Below are 17,025 nucleotides of genomic sequence, written 5' to 3'. Positions count from 1 at the left end.
GAACGAAATCTATTTTACCAGCTTCTGTCGTAGAAATTACAGGAACATCTTCGTCCGTAGGATATCATCCCACATCTTGAATTCCAATGGGAACTCCCGCAACCGTTCTCTCCAACATTCTTTGACAAAATCATCTGCGGATAAGGCCTGTAATTCTGTTGTCCATGTGGCAACTGTTTTTCCTTCGGTATTTGCACGAGCCTTTACCTGAGCTAGATAACCAGCTGCTTCTGCACTAACGCCAGTTGATTTGGCAATACCTTCTGCTGCGGTCAACAAGGCTTCAGGGAAACGGTAGAAATTCCAGTCTTTGGTTCCGCGACCCGTTACGGTTGCCGCTTGCTCGTCAAAGTAATACCAAATGCCCGGTACATCCGAAGTCCAGGTTTTACCATTTACCGGATTGGTGTATTTATAATGGAAAAACTGATTCGGTTGAATACGTAAATCTTTCGTATTATAGGCATTCAAGAACTGATTAGTCGGGCCATAAATTCGTTCAAAAATTGAATATTTGTCAAAAACCGAAGTAGCCGAAGAACTAAAAGCATAAGTTGTCCACCAACCACTATTGTTGATTGTCGCATCATACTCTTGTGCGTAAATTACTTCTTCAAGATCATCGGTAGTGCGCAACTTATTGTACGCGCTATTGAATTGCAGATCCACATTGGCTGTCATCTTATGTGGTGAATTGATGACGATCTTAGCCGCAGCTGCCGCATCAGCATATTTACCTTGTTGCAAATAAACACTCGCCAGGGTCATTGCGGCGACATACTTCCCAATACGGTGTCCCCTTGCAGCAAAGGTAGCCGCAGGCAAATCAGCGACAGCATCTTTCAGATCCGTTTCAATCAGCTCATAAACTTTAGCAACATCTGTTCTATCTAAATAAAGCTCGTCTGCCAGCGTCTCATTTGGTTTCACTGATAGCGGAATTGCACCAAATGTTTTAACCAGATAAAAATAATTGTACGCTCTGAAGAACTTTGTTTCGGCCAATAAGGTCTTTTTCCGGGATTCATCCATATTGATCCCAGGTATATATTTGACACCCGCATTGGCGATATTGATCGCTTTATAGCTTTCATCCCAAATCGTATTCATCGTGCTCGATACCACACTGGTATTTTGTTGTCTTGTCAGCTGTCTCGCAAACAAACAGATTTGCTCCTGACCTTCATAGGTATTGATAAAATAACCAGTGAGCATCGTGTTAATTGAAGCTGTAGGCCCCACATAAGCACTTGCGGCAACAGAGTAGCGTGATGGAGCCCCACGGCGGTAAAGCGAATTCACCGTTGCCATTGCTTGGCCATCATTTGCATAATACTGTTCCAAGGATAAATTGGACCTTGGCTCCTCTTCCAAAAATTTATTGCAAGATGTTGTCAAAGCCATGCCGGCTAGCAACAACAGAAATAATTTATTTTTCATTTTTGATAAGTTCTAGATTAAAATGTAACATTTACCCCAACGAGAAAGTTTTCGCTCTTGGATATGCGAAAAAGGTCATATTTTGTCCAAATTTACCTTCCCCTTGCGAAGTACTCTCTGGATCATACCCTTTGAAATCGTTCGAAGTAAATAAGAACGGATTGTTCGCATTTGCATAGATTCTTAATCGCTGTAGACCAATACGTTTCAGCGCATCAGGTTTAAAGGTATACCCAAGCTGAATTAAATTGACACGCAGGTAAGATCCATCTGCAATCCAAGCATCGTCAACATTAGAGTCCTGTCCACGGTGTCCGCCATTGGTTAGATAAATCGCTTGCTCCTTTGTATTCGGATTTGAACCATTATAAGCGTCTGTCAAGATCTCTTTCAAGCCGTTGGTAATACCAAAACGGTCATAAGTGGAGTGGAAGAATTGCTGCATAATCTCTACGCCTTTCACAAATTGAAGATCGAGTGTAAAGTCAAAATTCTTGTATCTTAAATTATTCACGAAGCTTCCCGTCCAATCTGGTAATCCTTTACCAATAATTTCCTTCTCTTTGGTGCGTTTCGCTCGGCCAATATCTTCCAGTTTCGCTTCTCCGGCATCCACGTCAGCCTGTGTATAAACACCTAACCTTCTATAACCATAAAAGCTATTTAAGTTTTCACCCACGCGAATAATACTATTCGCACCGCCTACCCAGCTATTCATCAGGATGTCCGCATTATTCTCACCCAATGTCAATACTTTATTTTTATTGTAGTTGGCATTCACGGACGCTTTCAATTGAAGTCTTCGTTGTCTATAATCGTTCCGTTAACCATAATATCCAAACCCTGGTTTTGGACAGAACCGATATTTTTCATGACAGTACTAAATCCAGAAGCCGTTGGTAACGGTGCATCCAACAATAGATCTGTGGTTTTTTTACGATAATAAGAAACGTCAAAATTCAACCGGTTCTGCCATAATCCCAATTCTACACCAACATCAAACTGCGCTGTTTTCTCCCATTTTAGATCGGGATTGGCAATGGTATTGACAAAAGAATATGGTGCCCGATTATTATCTAACAAGATGGTTCCAGCATCCACAATAGCCAGTGATTTGTACGGATCGATCTCAGAGTTACCCGTCATACCAAAACTGGTATGCAATTTCATATTGCTGACAGATTCACTTCCTTTCAAGAAGTCTTCATTGGAGACATTCCATGCTAAACCTACGGATGGGAAAAAGGCATATTTGTTGTTTTTACCAAATTTGGACGAACCATCGTAACGGCCTGTAACGGTCGCTGAATAACGGTCATCGTATGAATAGGCCGCACGCAGGAAATAGGAGTTCATCGCCCATCTGTTCCAGGCTGATGCTGGTGGATCAGGTGTAATACCGATGCCTAAGTTATTATATTCGTAAAAATCATCAAAGAAACCTGTTGTCCTTGAACGGTCATTATCGTAAGTTCTTGCCTGCCATGACAAACCGGCCATTGCATTGATCCGATGTTTGTCGAATTGCTTATTATAGGTCAAATAAGTTTCTTCTTGCCAGTAAAGCGTATTGGTATTATTGATTTCAGCCCATCCATTTGGTCTGGAAATATTGTTCAAGGATATCGAAGAGTACCCCTTATAGATTTTTCGGTGGCTATCTATCCCCAATTGGGTCTTCAGATCCAAGCCATCTGCCAAGTGGAAGGTCAATGCGGCATTTCCAAAGATTTGTGTATTGTAACGCATTCTCTTTTGTAGATCCAAGATGGACACCGGATTCGCCATTCCTTCAAACCCTAATTTCTCGGAAACCGTAGAAGAGGAGGAATTGGTATATTGACCATTCTGATCATATACAGGATACCAAGGCAGCATTTCGATCATCGTCCGACGCGCTTCCTGACCGCCTCCATCTTCAGGGGTATACCGTCCCCAAGTATGATTAACCGTCATATTAATAGCTGTAGACAACCAAGAGGTAGGCTTGGCATCATAAGATAGCTTCCCATTCACACGTTTGTTCCAGGTATTGTTTACTACACCCTGTTGATCCGTATAGTTTAAGAAAGCGCCTACCGACGACTTCTCATCACCTTGCTGTACATTTAACTGGTGATTATGTGAAATGGCCGTTCTTGTTGCTTCCCGCTGCCAATCTGTATCATATAATGGATTTCCATTGCCATCAAAGTAGTTTGGATCATTGAACCAGTCTTTTTTATTTAATGACCAAGGGGTCCAGTTTTTATCTCTATCTTTTAAAAATTGTGCAGCATATTTATTTTCATTTTCCAGACCGATCATGAAGGCATCAACCCATTCCTGTGCATTCAATACATCCATATAGCGCTGTACAGAACTTACACCAGCCGATCCTTGATAACTGATTGTACGTGTTCCGTCTTTACTTCCACGTTTTGTTGTTACTAAGATAACACCGTTCGCTCCACGAGCACCGTAGATGGCTGCTGAAGAGGCATCTTTTAAGACTTCGATGTTTTCAATATCATTCGGATTCAGCAAATGGAAATCCTCCATCACAACACCATCCACTACATATAGTGGGTTTGAAGAGGAGTTGATTGTCGCAACACCACGAATCACCACCCTATTCGCATAAGCGCCAGGCTGGCTCGAATTAGAGAAAATGTTTACCCCTGATGCTTTACCTCTCAAAGCATCCAAAGGGCTAAAACTTTGATCTTTAATCATGTCAGCACCTTTGACCATCGCAATGGAACCGGTTACATCCGATTTGCGCATTGTACCGTAACCAACAACAACGACTTCATCCAATTGGCCCTGATCCTCTTCCAATTGTACGGTGATGGTAGTACCGGCCACTGTCACCTCTTTCGATTTATAACCGACAGAAGTAACAACCAGCACGTCACCAGATTTTGCTTCCACAGAGAAATTCCCCTGTGCGTCTGATTGGGTACCATTCGAGGTTCCCTTAACTGCTACAGTGGCTCCTACAAGAGGTTTTCCGGTAGCATCCAGTACTTTTCCCTTCAATTGTTGCTGCAGATTACGAACTTCTTTTACGAAGGATTTACCTTCGTAATTTGCTGAAGTTGCTACAGCGGCATTGACTTGTTGAAATGTACCAGCAATGACAGCTAATGAAAAAAATAACTTTGATTTTTTCCCAAGCTGCACAAATGATTTTACGTCAACTGTGCTCATATTAATAGTGATTTGGTTTATAAAAACGTTTTAGCAAATAATACTAGAAACGTTTAGTTTAATTTAGTTTTCCCTTATAATCGATTACAATAAAAGGTTTTAGCTCATAATCCCTTCCATTATAATTTTTTCGATTTAATATCCCTTCCCTCAAAGCATCAATTTTATCTCAGTTTAATTGATCGCCATAAGTACAGAAAAAATGCTAAATCGCTTTTGCTTTTTTGTAAAAAAAATTTGGTTTGTTCGTTTGGTTTATACTGTTTAGTTTCTGTTTTTCTTTTCTTACTTGGTTATGTTTTTCTGGTGTTAATATCTTAATTAAGGCTGTAATTTAGTGTTTTAATTTCAACTGGGAAAGATTTATTTCCAAAATCTTTCCCAGTTGAAGCTATATATTTCCTTCTTCATTTCACTGATGGCATAATCCACGGAACGTGCTGAGAACGCCATGTAGGTCAATGAAGGATTTTGCGTTGATGTTGAAGTCATACAGGCACCATCCGTAACGAAAACATTTTTTACCGCATGCATCTGGTTCCATTTGTTCAATACAGATGTTTTCGGATCGTGCCCCATGCGTGCGCCGCCCATCTCATGGATGTCCAGCCCCGGAGCTTGCCAATGTGTATCCGGTCGAATATTCGTGAAACCGGCATCGGTAAACATTTCGGTCATGACCGAAATATAATCTTTTTCATTTTTTCGTCATTGTCATCATAATCGACGGCAATCTTCAACAATGGAATTCCCCAATCATCTGTTTTACTAGCATCTAAAGACACCATGCCTGATTCTTTTGGTATGGTCTCACCCATCATATGTGAACCAACCTGCCAAATCCCCAATTTCGGGTTTAACAAATTCTCTTTAAGTCCTAATCCTAAGCCAGAGCGGTCTGATTCTTTACTACGCGATGCACCAAAACCTGCCGCATAGCCGCGTAAAAATCTGTTTCCTGTTTATGTAGGTTGCGGAAGCGAGGGATATATCCACCGCCGGCAGGATTTCTCCCTTCTGCGGTGTAATCCAACAGTCCTTCGTATTCGGCATAAATACGTGCACTATAGTTGTGGAAAGCGACAAATTTACCCAATACTCCACTGTCATTTCCTAAACCATTTGGAAAGCGGTTAGATTTGGAATTCAACAAGATCAGATTGGTATTGATGGCAGCTGCATTGACAAAAATCAATTTTGCATAGAAATCAATCTCCTCTTTGGAATCTGTATCAATGACCCGAACACCTACAGCTTTTCCTTTCTGTTCATCGTACAGGATAGAATGAACCACCGAATGTGGACGAAGAGTCATATTTCCGGTTTTAGCAGCCCAAGGAATTGTCGTTGCATTGGAACTGAAATACCCTCCAAAAGGACATCCTCTCTGACAGAGTACACGATTTTGGCATTGTACACGGCCTTGATCGATGTGAATCTGGTTGGGCTTGGAAAGGTGTGCACAACGTGCAGAGATCACCTTACGTTCCGGGAATTTTTTCTGAACTTTCTCTTTAAATACTTCTCTACAATATTTAACGGATAACCGGGCAAAAATTCACCATCTGGCAGTTCTGGCAGTCCATCATGATCTCCGGCGATACCGGCAAACTTCTCTGCATAAGCATACCAAGGCGCTAAATCAGCATAGCGTATAGGCCAATCTACGGCAAAACCATCACGCGCGGGACCTTCAAAGTCAAAGTCTGACCAACGTTGCGTCTGTCTCGCCCATAGCAAAGATTTTCCGCCAACCTGATATCCTCGGATCCAATCAAAAGGTTTTTCCTGTATATAGGGGTGCTCCTTATCTTTCACAAAGAAATGTGCGGCATCTTCATGAAAAGCATAACATTTGCTGACAATCGGATTCTCCTCTTTCACCTTATAAGGCATCTCATTTCGATGTTCAAACTCCCAAGGCATCATATTCGTGGTTGGATAATCCTTAATATGCTGCACATCACGTCCACGTTCCAATACCAGGGTCTTTAGTCCTTTCTCACATAATTCCTTTGCAGACCAGCCGCCACTAATTCCCGAACCTATCACGATAGCATCATAGGTCCTATTTTTTCACTGTCAATATTTAGATTTGCCATATTGATTTATCCATTAATTTTCACCGCACCATTGTACGGTCCCGGAATAAGCTTATAGATCACCTTATTCTTCATCACATATTCTGAATTCATATAGCCCTGGATCGCACGTGATTTAAAGATGTCAAAAAAGTCTTTTCATCCGTTTTATCGCTCAGGTTGGCTAATTTATTCTCTGTCTCTTTGCCATTGGCCAAATTCAGCTGTTTTCTGAGTTTGTTAAAACCAGAGACAAATTTCTCCTGGTTTTCCGGCGACTCACAATCATCCACCATCTTGATCACAAACAGGTGCAGGTTTAGATCCTTCCTCCCGGAGTATCCGTTTTTGGGATAAGGACATCCACCAGATCAGCTAAAAACTGCTCATCTTCTGCTGATAATTTCAGCTTATTTAATACAATAGACGCACCACCATCATTCAGGCAGGATGACAAAATAGTCAGTCCGCCTGCGATAATGAAAAATTGCTTTATTGCGGTTCTACGGTTCATAATCAGAGTTCCCTTTACAATTCGGTAATATTACATATATCCGAATAAAATTACAAATGCTAAAACGATTAAATTATACGATTACCCTTAAATCCAGTCGGATAATAGCTGCTTTGCCTGCTGCAAGTTTTCCACAATGTTATCCACAGCTGTTAGTCTAGCACGCTCCACCTGTTGTTTTGTGACAGCAATCAACTGTAAACCAGCCCCCAAAGCAGATTTACTTCCTGTTATCGTATCTTCAATTGCGACACAGGACGCTCCCGGTAAATCCAATTTCGACAGTGCCAAACGATAAGGCTCCGGATTAGGCTTCGGGAACTCCACACATTCCCTTGTCACAAAAAAATTCAAAGTAATCCAACAATCCATGTTTTCCCAAAACTGTATCCACTGTACTGCGGTAACTCGAGGTCACCAGTCCAATCCGGATGTTATTTTCCTTGAGGTAGACCAAGATATCTTTGGCAAAAGGCATCAATTCGATACCGCTCATATTAGAATCAGCATAGGCTGCACGCGTCCTTTTCCACATGTGCTCTTCGGTCGTATCGTACCCATAGTCTTCAACTAAACGTTTTACATTATGTGCTAAAGTATGCCCGGCAAAATCCCGAATCCAATCTTCATAATTTATTTCTAGATCAAATTCTTGTTTTAAGATAGGTGCCCAATTTTTAAAATAGAAATATTCTGAATCAATTAAGGTACCATCCAAATCAAACAATACGGCTTGTAGTTTATTCATAGTGTTAAAGATACACAAGTCCCCTGAAAAATCCTATTACACAAGGCCACAATAGGTAGAATTTGAAAACTCGCCTAATAAGGTATCCCATACACAAACATACACGTGATAATCAAATTTTTTTCAGGCTCAAGCCAGGGATCCTGAGTGAACTAGACCCCTTATTTACCTCGGCTATCGCAGTTTTCATATCACCGGGTGCATCGAGATTGATCAGCGCCAGATTGACCTTAAATAGATGATCGTCATAGATCGGGTCAACTGTCCATTTCAGATGAAGCATATCGTCCTCTTTCTCAATCTGACAATCGGCTAACGGTGGCAAGTTACCTGCAAACACAAGGAGTTTCTCTGGGTTGACAAACGGCTTATTCTCCGCGTCGAGTTCCAGTGTTTCGGTAAAAACATGCCGTTGTGCAAGCTGGAAAGCTCCAATCCGATCACCCTTTTTGACTTGGTATTGATAGCCAAAATCCAATATAGGACGATTATATTTAGCAAATTCGCCAGCGACTTTCTGTTTCCTGCGGTTCAACAATTCTTTTTCTGTCGGTGGAGAAGTACGTCTCTTACGCGGTCCCCGCGCAACATTCTGGCCATTTAGCATATATGCATTGACTGATCCAAATTTACCTGTGATTGGACCATTTGGCCCATGATGTAAGATTGCCATATAATTACATTTATTGTATTCAACAATTCGTTCTAACACAGAAACACCTCCATCGCAACAAGGTTTTATCTAAAACTGTTGTAACTACATTTTTACAGGGTATTTACTTAGGGTTAACAGTGATTTACCCCTGTTATACCCTTATTATCCCCTATTAACCCCCTGTTATTCCCATATTATTTTCAATGATGATATTAACCAGGAGTTAAGAAAACAGGAGGGCATTGCCTTACTTTTTGGATAAACATGGTACATTTGCTAAGTTTGTTGATTCAAAGGGTAAACAGAATGGTATCCGAAACATGCTACTTCGCCGTTCAGCCCTTGAGATTCGACACAGTCATTATATATTTATATCCATGAAAATAATTGCTATAGGTCGCAATTACATCGACCACGCGAAAGAGCTCAATAATCCAGTACCCGAAAATCCCATCATATTTTTAAAACCTGATACTGCGGTTTTAAAGGACAATAAAGATTTCTATTACCCAGAATTTTCCAAAAACATTCAGTTTGAGACTGAAGTTGTTCTCCGGATCTGCAAGGAAGGTAAACATGTAACGCCCAAGTTCGCCTCAACCTATTATGACGCGATCGGTCTGGGAATCGACTTCACGGCAAGAGATCTACAGCAGGAACTTAAAGCGAAAAGTCTTCCCTGGGAACTGGCAAAAGCCTTTGACCATTCCGCTGTGATCAGCAATTTAATCCCGAAAGAAGAAATCGGTGCTGTCGATGCCATTGATTTCTCTCTGCAACAAAATGGACAAACTGTCCAACAGGGCAATACTAAGGATATGATTTTCTCCTTTGAAGACCTAATTGTCTATACGTCCAAATTTATTACCTTACGCAAAGGGGACCTGATCTATACCGGTACCCCGGTTGGTGTTGGGTCGGTCGCAATCGGTGATCTCTTGGAAGGATTTATTGGGGAACAAAAGATGTTTAGCTGTAAAATCAAATAGGGAGGAGAGATGATAAAAAAACAGCAATTTTACTTGGTGTACTGACCTTGGCCTTTAGCCTCGCCCAAGCACAGGATATTATCAAAAGTCGCAATTATCCGCAGAATTATTTTGTACGGCCAATGGATATCGCTCCCCAAGCATCGGGCTCATTTGGTGAGTTGCGGGCAACACATTTCCATGGTGGCGACGATTATCGCACCCAACAGCGCATCAATATTCCTGTACACGCGGCGGCGGAAGGTTTTGTGTCCCGTGTACGTGTACAGATCGGTGGCGGCGGCAATTACGTGTATATTGACCATCCAAATGGATTTACCTCCGTGTATATGCACTTGGAGAGCTTCAATGCTGATCTGGCAAAAATTATAAAAGACGAGCAGTACAAACAAAAACGCTTTGATGTTGATGTCTTTCTCAAGCCAAATCAAGTACCCGTCAAAAAGGTGAGTTTATTGCCAACTCGGGAAATACTGGTGGTTCAGCGGGACCACACCTGCATTTTGAGATCCGCGATACCAAAGCACAACTGCCATTGAATCCCCAATTGTTTGGGCTGTTATTTCCGGATGGAGTAAAACCATTGATCAGAGGTATAACAGTTTATGACCTTGGCCGTGAAATCTTTGATGAGAACACCCCGCGCAGGCACCAGACGATCAGATCCATCGGTGATGGAAATTATAGTTTGACATCAGGTGCCCCTATTCCGGTCAATGGCACCTTTGGTCTTGGTATCAATACTGTAGACAGACGTGGTGGCATTTCCTTTACCTATGGTGTTTATTCGATTGAATTATTCCTTGACAATAAAAATATCAGCACCGTACTCTTCGAATCCATCCCCTTTGACCAGACCCGTGCGATTCAATCGTATATAGACTACCCTTATCTAAAGAAATCTGGCGTCCGTGTACAGAAGAGTTTTAAAGACCCTAATAATCCGATCAATATCTATAAACATCTGGACAACCTGGGTATGATCGAATTAAAGGACAATGAGGTGCATGATGTAAAATACGTCGTCAAAGATGTGCAGGGCAACAAAAGCGAACTTAATTTTAAGGTACAGAACAACCCTTCTTTAGCGATCAGCCGTAAGTCAGCCGAAGGGCTCAAAATGTTTCATTATGCTGATGAAAACAAATATGAGGCTGAAAACGCCCGCGTTTATATGGGTAAAAACATCCTCTATAACGACCTTTATTTCAATTATTCCCAAGGTGCTAAACCAGCCAAAGGCTACTCAGCGGCGCATTACATCCACAACTCTTATACACCTGTATTCGGCTATTACAAACTGATGATCAAACCAGATTATAGCTTACCAGAGAGCTTATATAGCAAGGCGCTGATCGTCTCCACGGATGGTGGAGCGCAGGGTGGGAAATACGAAAATGGCTGGGTTGTTGCCAATGTGCGCGAATTTGGCGGCTTTTATGTGGCTGTTGATACCATTGCCCCAACCATCAGTGCACGTAACCTGAGCGATGGCAAGAATGTTTCCAATCAACGCTCCATAGATTTTACCATCAGTGATAATCTTTCAGGAATAGATACCTTCGATGCCTATATAGATGGCAAATGGGCCTTGATGAAATATGATCCCAAAACAAGACATCTGTGGCATGACTTTGAATCCAATCTGAGCAGCGGCACCCACAGTTTCAAATTAGAGGTTAAAGACAATAAAGGAAATTTAAAAACATACGAAACCTCTTTCAGCAGATAGTTTATCTGCTGTACGTGGTACATCCTTCATGTGCTTTTATTCTTGGATCATTTTTAGAAACAAGTCTAATGCACATGCTGGATTTTCATCAAATAATATTGTATCTTAATAGGCTAAATAAAACTACATATGGCAACACTAGAAATAGGACAACAGGCACCGGATTTCAGTGCAAAAAATCAAAATGGTGAAACGGTCCATCTTTCAGATTTCAAAGGAAAAAAAGTGATTCTCTACTTCTATCCGAAAGACAATACTCCGGGCTGCACGACCGAAGCCTGCAATTTTAGAGACAACTATCAATCACTGAAAAAAGATGGCTTTGAAATTATTGGTGTTAGCGTTGACAACGAGGCTTCGCATCAAAAGTTTATCAACAAACACGAGCTACCATTTCAACTTCTTGTGGATGAAGACAAAAGCCTTGTAGAGGCCTATGGTGTATGGGTTGAGAAGAACATGTACGGGAAAAAATATATGGGTACAGCACGCACTACCTTTGTGATCGATGAGCAGGGCATCATTCAGCACATCATCAAAAAAGTGGACAACAAGAATGCATCCCAACAGATACGTGATTTAGGGATAACTAAATAAGTCTCAGGCTTGAATAAAGAATAGGGAGAAAATCTAAATACTCAATACGCAATACTAAAATCTAAATACTAATATCTATATTTGCCACTTATGAGCAAACAGACAGACGATTTTTTCAAAAGTGTAGTATCACACGCGAAGGAATACGGTTTTGTATTCCAATCGAGCGAAATATATGACGGATTAAGTGCCGTTTACGATTACGGTCAATTAGGTTCTGAACTTAAAAACAACCTAAAGACTTATTGGTGGAAATCCATGGTGCAATTGCACGAAAATATTGTCGGTATCGACGCGGCAATTTTCATGCATCCAACCACATGGAAAGCATCTGGTCACGTGGATGGGTTCAATGATCCAATGATTGATAATAAAGATTCCAAAAAGCGTTACCGTGCCGACCAATTGATCGAAGACAAAATTGCACGTTATGAAGCAGACGGAAAGGCGACAGAAGCAGCAGCGCTTTTAGAAGCGTTAAACACGGCATTGAACGCGGACGATCTGGCTGGTTTAAAATCAATCATTGAAGAGCATAATATCGTTTGTCCGGTTTCAGGCACCAAAAATTGGACTGAAGTACGTCAATTCAATTTGATGTTTGCCACACAGATGGGCGCCATGGCAGATGGGGCAGATCAGGTTTATCTTCGTCCGGAAACTGCCCAAGGTATTTTTGTTAACTTTCTGAACGTTCAGAAGACAGGTCGTATGAAAATTCCTTTTGGTATTGCTCAGATCGGAAAAGCTTTCCGTAACGAAGTCATTGCACGCCAGTTTATCATGCGTATGCGTGAGTTTGAACAAATGGAAATGCAATTCTTCTGCCGTCCGGGCACTGAACTGGAGTGGTACAACAAATGGAAAGAAACACGTTTAAAATGGCATTTAGCGCTAGGATTTGATCCGGCTAACTACCGTTACCACGACCACGATAAATTGGCGCATTATGCCAATGCAGCTGTGGATATCGAGTTTAACTTCCCATTCGGATTTAAAGAAGTGGAAGGTATCCACTCCCGTACGGATTTTGACTTGAAACAGCATCAGGAATTTTCGAAAAGAAAATGCAATATTTTGATCCGGAGATCAATCAAAATTACATTCCTTATGTCATCGAGACTTCCATCGGATTGGATCGTTTGTTCTTAACTGTTCTATGTAATTCTTTGGTAACAGAAGATCTTTCTACAGCGGACAAACAAGATTCTCGTGTTGTATTGAAATTCCCTGCAGCATTGGCACCAGTGAAAGCTGCTATTTTGCCTTTGACGAAGAAAGACGGTTTACCAGAAAAAGCACGTGAGATCCTGAATACATTAAAATTGGATTACAATGTCCAATATGATGAAAAAGATGCGATCGGAAAACGTTACCGTCGCCAGGATGCAATCGGTACGCCAATCTGTATTACTGTTGACTACGATTCTTTGGAAGATAATACCGTAACAATCCGTCACCGTGATACCATGGAACAAGAGCGCGTAGCGATCGCTGATCTTGAACGAATCTTAAATGATTTAGCAGGTTGGAATACTTTGCTAAAAAAATTGTTATAACAAATAAGCAAAAGCCCCTTACGAAGAATAGCCTATCAAAAAGACGCTAAGGGGATACTAATAAAATTAAATAAAATAGGGTTGTCCGAACGGGATAACCCTATTTTATTTAATTCAAATTGGCGCGTTGGATTGACTTTTTTAATCAGTATTCTATGACTACATTATCGCGCCATTTTTCATTTTTCATTACCTGAAAGCCTTGACTTCCATTTGCTCCATCGAGCAGTTTTCCCTTAAATAGAAGCTGTACATTATTTCGAATTTCACTGCCCAGGTCAAATGTGCGCATAAGTTCCCCCTTTCTGAAAATGTGCAACTCGTATTTGACTATCTTATTTTCTGGGAGATCACCCATAAACTGATTAAACACAAAACTTTTCGAGCTGCTGCTGAAATTGGGAATAATACGTAAGAGAGTCTTATCCACTTGTTCATCTGCCCCAGTTGCAAAAGGATAATATCGGAAGGGTTTATGCAGCTGTTTGATCTGAATGCTGTCGACAAGATCCAGCCCCTCGACATCCGTGCATTCAAATTTAACCTCGCTATAAATACGACTCATCGTCAATACTCTTTCCATGGATTCTTTCACATCAAAAGTATCGCGTACCGCAAATATCGCAGCAGACTGCTCACTGAAAGCATTAGATACTGATAGACTCCTAAGATCCGTCACTGATGCCGGAATCATTAAGGGCAGACCTGAATTTTTGGATAGTAGGCTCAGGTAGTACGTTCCCATCGGTAAAGCGATATTAAACTTTTCTTTTGCATTGAGTGTACCCGCCTTCACCAGCAGCTTGCTATTGGCATCGAAGATATGGTAATACAATTTATCGGGCAGAACCGATTGATCTGTCGTCCCCATAATCTTGACATTGTCCATTTTAAATGTTCCTGTACTCTCGTTATAGTTACTTCCGCCTTCCCTATTGCCCGAAAATAAGGCGATTTTTAACCAACACTCCCGAGCGGCTACCAGATTAATCGACCGAAGCGACTGTTCCACGACAAATTTGGCGGAGGTAGTGAGATTTGGCGGATAATGTAGGGTATCCGTGAGGTTTTTGAATGTTGCCCCTTGATCTGTTGAATAACTCAACAGTAAAGCACGAGGCCCAGTGCCGGAGCTATTGGCGTCAAAAGACAGACTTGCTAACGTAGCGATACCCGAACCAGGTATCTTGATCAAAACCTCTTTGGCCCCTTTGAAACTAATGCCTTTTCCGGACGTTGGCCAACCGGCGACATAGCTATAGTCGGTTTTACCATTGTTGTAATCAATGACAGCGGCATCCTCAAGCGCCAGGGTCGGGTCCGCGTTACCGTTATCAAAATTCCAATGGTAGAGGAGTTGATTTTCGGTGGTGCTTCCGGTGGTCGAAGCACTTTTAAACCTAGGCGATTGTGCTTTCAAGGGTGTGACAATCGTTTCAAAATCCTTGATTTTGAAGGTTACTGCATGTGTTTTCTCATTGCTTTCATCAGGAAGTTTTGTATTTTTCTTACAGGATGGTGCTACGGCTAAAATCACGATGAATAGGCACGAAAAAATTCCCCAAGTAGACTGGGTTTTCGTTTTCATAATTATGAATGATTTATAAGTTAACTAACCGGCAGATTAAAATTAACTTATAAATCACTAGGTACCAACAGTGTAACTAAAAATTACTTCCGTGCGATCACTTTTACAGGTTGTTTCTTTGTCTACCTTTTGGACGTAAACTTTTCGGCCAGTAGCAGTCCGTTCCAAGACGAGCATATTATTTGCACCCGTCGGACGTACATATTCTCCATTGAATTCGTCCCATTCATAGATTGGTTTACCGGCGGCATCTGACCAGATGTAATTGTAACGTGCATCCACTTTATCTTGTATGATCAACTGTACCTTATTTTTCTTTTTGTTAATCTTGACACGGATATCTCTGGGTTTCTCCACTTTGGGCAGTGTTTTCAATAAGACTTCCGATTGCACTGAATGCTTGTCTTTCCAATGTGCAATGACATGATATTTTTGGAGGCGGAGACCTTTTGGATCACCACATTGTTTCCTGTTCCGATAGGTACAGCAGTCAGGGTCTCAAACCAATGGTAGACAAGTCCAGCGATAGGCTTTTTAACCGTAATCACCTGATCTCCACCAAAACAGGTTTCGAGTGTATCTCCCCAGGTATTGATAGGTTTCGCAAGCTCATAGGATTTAAGCTGATTAAATTTCCATACAATGGAATCCCTATGGTTTACATACTTCGGATCACGGAGCAGATCTGTTGTATCTTGAATAATCACTTTCAATTCGTTCGCTCCAATGTTCAGCATTCCCGGATCCAAATAGATCGAATCGATATCATGGGCGATAGCTTCATTATTTAAGGACCATACCAGCTTAAATGTATTCGGCGACGGTTTTGCTAACTGTAATGTAAATTTCTGAACGCTATCTAAGGTCAATACATTATTCAACACCGGTTTTACCGCAATAAAAGGGCTAGATTTTTGCTTGATTGACGCCACAAATTGCTCTTGGCAGACGGGGCAAAAAGGGGCAACAAGATATTGCATTTTACAATACTCATGTGGCCTGAACCAGTTGGACGGAGATCCTTCCCGCCATAGGAATAGATCCCTACACCATCTTTTCCAAGCCAATGTTTCCAGGGAACAGCATTTGCAGCGGCCGTTTGAGAGCGGTTGACAGATTCAATAGCATATTGATTTCCTGCCCAATATTCATCAGCCAGCTGAGCAAAGGAATGCCCGATCTCATGGACAGCGATGTCATTGCTTTTAAAGTTGACCGTCGAGGTGGCCCACTTTCCACCCGATCCACCATAAAATGGTGAATTGACCAATATCACCACTTGTGTATAGTTGGGGATATGTGTTTTTAGCACTTCTTCAATACGCTCGTTTTTTTGAGGCACTACAAGGCGGTGTAGTCCACCATTGTCAAAGCTGCTTCCAAAAATAGTATTGGGATGCGTGACTGGCACAGCATGATCTCTGGTGAATTTATTGTAGCGTCTTGGATATTTGCTGAGATCGGTGTCACCGTGTACACAATCGCTTGCTTTACAATCATGCGTAGCACCGGATTCTTCAGATATCGTCCGAATCGCAAATACATTAAAGAAACTGCTGTATTGTTTAAAAGGTTCTATTGAAAAAAATAATTTGTGAACTGCTTGGAATCTTCTGCGTAATCGTCTAGTTGATCTTTTGTATAACCATCGCCCAAAATGACCAGGTTCACTATATTTTTGGCTGTCCCTTGGTATTGCAAGGTGTCAATCTTGAAATTTTGAGATTGCGCTGTTGCAGGCATCAGATAGCTCAATAACGCAAACAGGACAAAAATTAAATTTTTATTCATCGGAGTAACAATCGTTAGACTCCAAATTTAAGGTTTTCGTATCCCTAATCGTTACATTTTATTGCCGAGTGCTTCTCCGATATTGTCCACTGACGGGATCTGTAAGGTCATACTAAGCACCTCTTTTCGAACAATATTT

18 protein-coding genes and 2 pseudogenes are annotated in these 17,025 nt (G+C 41.4%); 5 read left to right on the top strand and 15 right to left on the bottom strand.

Annotated elements, in window-relative coordinates; genetic code table 11:
• Nucleotides 1–36: 36 nt before the first annotated feature.
• The 10 genes and pseudogenes from KUH03_RS23495 to KUH03_RS23455 all read right to left on the bottom strand — a co-directional run bounded on the left by KUH03_RS23495 (nt 37) and on the right by KUH03_RS23455 (nt 8,648).
• Nucleotides 37–1,440 (bottom strand): RagB/SusD family nutrient uptake outer membrane protein, encoded by a 1,404-nt coding sequence (locus KUH03_RS23495; protein ID WP_257087086.1) that lies wholly within the window; start codon nt 1,438–1,440, stop codon nt 37–39.
• Between the two features lie 31 nt (nt 1,441–1,471).
• Entirely contained in the window at nt 1,472–2,233 is a 762-nt protein-coding gene (locus tag KUH03_RS23490) for a hypothetical protein (protein ID WP_257087085.1), read from the bottom strand.
• Nucleotides 2,230–4,632 carry a SusC/RagA family TonB-linked outer membrane protein gene (locus KUH03_RS23485; protein WP_257087084.1) on the bottom strand — a complete coding sequence of 801 codons (2,403 nt, stop codon included), beginning with the start codon at nt 4,630–4,632 and terminating at the stop codon, nt 2,230–2,232. The genes KUH03_RS23490 and KUH03_RS23485 overlap by 4 nt, the downstream gene beginning before the upstream one ends.
• 363 nt (nt 4,633–4,995) lie before the next feature.
• A pseudogene (locus tag KUH03_RS23480) lies at nt 4,996–6,734 on the bottom strand (GMC oxidoreductase).
• 6 nt (nt 6,735–6,740) lie between these two features.
• Nucleotides 6,741–6,827: a hypothetical protein gene (locus tag KUH03_RS49030; protein WP_373564839.1), complete on the bottom strand. Its 87-nt coding sequence runs from the start codon at nt 6,825–6,827 to the stop codon at nt 6,741–6,743.
• Nucleotides 6,824–7,009 carry a hypothetical protein gene (locus KUH03_RS23475; RefSeq protein WP_373564838.1) on the bottom strand — a complete coding sequence of 62 codons (186 nt, stop codon included), beginning with the start codon at nt 7,007–7,009 and terminating at the stop codon, nt 6,824–6,826. Before KUH03_RS23475 ends, KUH03_RS49030 begins: the two co-directional genes overlap by 4 nt.
• A gap of 23 nt (nt 7,010–7,032) precedes the next feature.
• Nucleotides 7,033–7,227, bottom strand: coding sequence for a gluconate 2-dehydrogenase subunit 3 family protein (locus tag KUH03_RS23470; RefSeq protein ID WP_257087082.1), 195 nt, complete (start codon nt 7,225–7,227; stop codon nt 7,033–7,035).
• 87 nt (nt 7,228–7,314) lie between these two features.
• Nucleotides 7,315–7,599 carry an HAD family hydrolase gene (locus KUH03_RS23465; protein WP_257087081.1) on the bottom strand — a complete coding sequence of 95 codons (285 nt, stop codon included), beginning with the start codon at nt 7,597–7,599 and terminating at the stop codon, nt 7,315–7,317.
• Complete coding sequence (locus KUH03_RS23460; protein ID WP_257087080.1) at nt 7,535–7,975, bottom strand: HAD family phosphatase; 441 nt, start codon at nt 7,973–7,975, stop codon at nt 7,535–7,537. The genes KUH03_RS23465 and KUH03_RS23460 overlap by 65 nt, the downstream gene beginning before the upstream one ends.
• A 112-nt stretch (nt 7,976–8,087) precedes the next feature.
• On the bottom strand, nt 8,088–8,648 hold the full coding sequence (locus KUH03_RS23455) for a hypothetical protein (protein ID WP_257087079.1): 561 nt from the start codon (nt 8,646–8,648) through the stop codon (nt 8,088–8,090).
• Nucleotides 8,649–9,007: 359 nt separating this feature from the next.
• Here KUH03_RS23455 and KUH03_RS23450 point away from each other — a divergent pair, with 359 nt between their 5' ends.
• The 5 genes and pseudogenes from KUH03_RS23450 (at nt 9,008) to KUH03_RS23430 (ending at nt 13,507) form a co-directional block, all read left to right on the top strand.
• Nucleotides 9,008–9,619 carry a fumarylacetoacetate hydrolase family protein gene (locus KUH03_RS23450; RefSeq protein WP_257097262.1) on the top strand — a complete coding sequence of 204 codons (612 nt, stop codon included), beginning with the start codon at nt 9,008–9,010 and terminating at the stop codon, nt 9,617–9,619.
• A gap of 47 nt (nt 9,620–9,666) precedes the next feature.
• Complete coding sequence (locus tag KUH03_RS23445; protein ID WP_257087078.1) at nt 9,667–10,158, top strand: M23 family metallopeptidase; 492 nt, start codon at nt 9,667–9,669, stop codon at nt 10,156–10,158.
• Nucleotides 10,155–11,351, top strand: coding sequence for a M23 family peptidase (locus KUH03_RS23440; RefSeq protein ID WP_257087077.1), 1,197 nt, complete (start codon nt 10,155–10,157; stop codon nt 11,349–11,351). Before KUH03_RS23445 ends, KUH03_RS23440 begins: the two co-directional genes overlap by 4 nt.
• Before the next feature lie 129 nt (nt 11,352–11,480).
• Nucleotides 11,481–11,948 carry a thioredoxin-dependent thiol peroxidase gene (bcp, locus tag KUH03_RS23435; protein WP_120260235.1) on the top strand — a complete coding sequence of 156 codons (468 nt, stop codon included), beginning with the start codon at nt 11,481–11,483 and terminating at the stop codon, nt 11,946–11,948.
• 90 nt (nt 11,949–12,038) lie between these two features.
• Nucleotides 12,039–13,507: pseudogene (locus tag KUH03_RS23430) on the top strand (glycine--tRNA ligase).
• 145 nt (nt 13,508–13,652) lie between these two features.
• Here KUH03_RS23430 and KUH03_RS23425 read toward each other — a convergent pair.
• Genes KUH03_RS23425 through KUH03_RS23405 form a run of 5 tightly spaced genes read right to left on the bottom strand, consistent with a single transcriptional unit; the run spans nt 13,653 to nt 16,886 of the window.
• The gene (locus tag KUH03_RS23425) at nt 13,653–15,095 is read right to left on the bottom strand and encodes a hypothetical protein (RefSeq protein ID WP_257087076.1); all 1,443 of its coding nucleotides are present in this window, start codon (nt 15,093–15,095) and stop codon (nt 13,653–13,655) included.
• A gap of 57 nt (nt 15,096–15,152) precedes the next feature.
• The gene (locus KUH03_RS23420) at nt 15,153–15,488 is read right to left on the bottom strand and encodes a hypothetical protein (RefSeq protein WP_257087075.1); all 336 of its coding nucleotides are present in this window, start codon (nt 15,486–15,488) and stop codon (nt 15,153–15,155) included.
• The gene (locus KUH03_RS23415; RefSeq protein WP_257087074.1) at nt 15,467–16,027 is read right to left on the bottom strand and encodes a hypothetical protein; all 561 of its coding nucleotides are present in this window, start codon (nt 16,025–16,027) and stop codon (nt 15,467–15,469) included. The genes KUH03_RS23420 and KUH03_RS23415 overlap by 22 nt, the downstream gene beginning before the upstream one ends.
• Entirely contained in the window at nt 15,985–16,629 is a 645-nt protein-coding gene (locus KUH03_RS23410; RefSeq protein ID WP_373564837.1) for a M64 family metallopeptidase, read from the bottom strand. Before KUH03_RS23410 ends, KUH03_RS23415 begins: the two co-directional genes overlap by 43 nt.
• Before the next feature lie 41 nt (nt 16,630–16,670).
• Nucleotides 16,671–16,886 carry a hypothetical protein gene (locus tag KUH03_RS23405; protein WP_257087072.1) on the bottom strand — a complete coding sequence of 72 codons (216 nt, stop codon included), beginning with the start codon at nt 16,884–16,886 and terminating at the stop codon, nt 16,671–16,673.
• Nucleotides 16,887–17,025 lie beyond the last annotated feature (139 nt).

The organism is Sphingobacterium sp. E70, assembly GCF_019285695.1.
Lineage (GTDB): Bacteria > Bacteroidota > Bacteroidia > Sphingobacteriales > Sphingobacteriaceae > Sphingobacterium > Sphingobacterium detergens.
The sequence above is the reverse complement of the archived record's forward strand: the minus strand, read 5'-3'. Positions and strand labels throughout refer to the sequence as shown.

Coding starts and splice junctions, on each gene's coding strand:
- KUH03_RS23495 (WP_257087086.1), bottom strand. CDS start 1,440: ATGAAAAATAAATTATTTCTGTTGTTGCTAGCCGGCATGGCTTTGACA.
- KUH03_RS23485 (WP_257087084.1), bottom strand. CDS start 4,632: ATGAGCACAGTTGACGTAAAATCATTTGTGCAGCTTGGGAAAAAATCA.
- KUH03_RS49030 (WP_373564839.1), bottom strand. CDS start 6,827: ATGAATTCAGAATATGTGATGAAGAATAAGGTGATCTATAAGCTTATT.
- KUH03_RS23475 (WP_373564838.1), bottom strand. CDS start 7,009: ATGGTGGATGATTGTGAGTCGCCGGAAAACCAGGAGAAATTTGTCTCT.
- KUH03_RS23470 (WP_257087082.1), bottom strand. CDS start 7,227: ATGAACCGTAGAACCGCAATAAAGCAATTTTTCATTATCGCAGGCGGA.
- KUH03_RS23465 (WP_257087081.1), bottom strand. CDS start 7,599: ATGGATTGTTGGATTACTTTGAATTTTTTTGTGACAAGGGAATGTGTG.
- KUH03_RS23460 (WP_257087080.1), bottom strand. CDS start 7,975: ATGAATAAACTACAAGCCGTATTGTTTGATTTGGATGGTACCTTAATT.
- KUH03_RS23455 (WP_257087079.1), bottom strand. CDS start 8,648: ATGGCAATCTTACATCATGGGCCAAATGGTCCAATCACAGGTAAATTT.
- KUH03_RS23450 (WP_257097262.1), top strand. CDS start 9,008: ATGAAAATAATTGCTATAGGTCGCAATTACATCGACCACGCGAAAGAG.
- bcp (WP_120260235.1), top strand. CDS start 11,481: ATGGCAACACTAGAAATAGGACAACAGGCACCGGATTTCAGTGCAAAA.
- KUH03_RS23425 (WP_257087076.1), bottom strand. CDS start 15,095: ATGAAAACGAAAACCCAGTCTACTTGGGGAATTTTTTCGTGCCTATTC.
- KUH03_RS23405 (WP_257087072.1), bottom strand. CDS start 16,886: ATGAATAAAAATTTAATTTTTGTCCTGTTTGCGTTATTGAGCTATCTG.